The sequence below is a fragment of the Flavobacterium cellulosilyticum genome (assembly GCF_004349355.1).
Lineage (GTDB): Bacteria > Bacteroidota > Bacteroidia > Flavobacteriales > Flavobacteriaceae > Flavobacterium > Flavobacterium cellulosilyticum.
The window spans coordinates 1-1,329 of the sequence record NZ_SMFK01000034.1; the positions used below are offsets into that span (position 1 = coordinate 1).

Here is a 1,329-nt window from a genome sequence, read left to right on the forward strand (position 1 = left end):
AATGCTAGTTTTAGTATAATAGCTACAGGAACTGGTTTAACGTATCAATGGAGAAAAGGAACTACCAATCTTAGCAATACAGGAAATATCACAGGAGCAACCACAGCCACATTAAATTTATCTAATGTAGCCACTTCCGATGCTGGAAGTTATAATGTCATAGTTAGTGGCGCAAGTCCTTGTTCATCTGTAACATCAAATGCTGCTACATTATTAGTAAACCAAGCCGTAGCAATCAGTACTCAGCCTATATCAACACAAACTCTTTGTACTGGAAACTCCGTAAGCTTTAGCACAACTGCAACGGGAACAGGTTTAACCTATCAATGGAGAAAAGGCACAACAGTTTTAAATAATACAGGAAATATTACAGGTGCAACCACTAGTACTTTAACTATCAATCCAGTTGTTTCAGCAGATGCAGCTTCGGATTATAATGTTGTTATAACTGGAACCGCACCTTGTACACCAGTAACTTCAAATAATGCAGCATTGGTAATCAATGATGCTGTGGTGATTTCCACACAACCAACCTCAACCCAAACGATTTGTTCAGGTACCAATGCTAGTTTTAGTGTAATAGCTACAGGAACTGGTTTAACGTATCAATGGAGAAAAGGAACTACCAATCTTAGCAATACAGGAAATATTACAGGAGCAACCACAGCCACATTAAATTTATCTAATGTAGCCACTTCCGATACTGGAAGTTATAATGTCATAGTTAGTGGCGCAAGTCCATGTTCTTCTCTACCATCAAATGGTGCTACATTAGTAGTAAACCAAGCCGTAGCAATCAGTACCCAACCTATAACAACCCAAACTCTTTGTGCTGGAAACTCCGTAAGCTTTAGCACAACTGCAACGGGAACAGGTTTAACCTATCAATGGAGAAAAGGAACAACAGTTTTAACCAATACAGGAAATATTTCAGGTGCAAACACTACTACTTTAACTATCAATCCAGTTGTTTCAGCAGATGCAGCTTCGGATTATAATGTTGTTATAACTGGAACAGCACCTTGTACAGCAGTAACTTCAAATAATGCAGCATTGGTAATCAATGATGCTGTGGTGATTTCCACACAACCAGCCGCAACCCAAACGATTTGTTCAGGTACCAATGCTAGTTTTAGTATAATAGCTACAGGAACTGGTTTAACGTATCAATGGAGAAAAGGAACTACCAATCTTAGCAATACAGGAAATATCACAGGAGCAACCACAGCCACATTAAATTTATCTAATGTAGCCACTTCCGATGCTGGAAGTTATAATGTCATAGTTAGTGGCGCAAGTCCTTGTTCATCTGTAACATCAAATGCTGCT

Annotated in this window: 1 protein-coding gene; it reads left to right on the plus strand. The window is 38.8% G+C overall.

Annotated features, from left to right (window positions below; translation table 11 throughout):
* On the plus strand, positions 1–1,329 hold a 1,329-nt coding region (locus tag E0F76_RS19435), incomplete at both ends, for a beta strand repeat-containing protein (protein WP_220398955.1).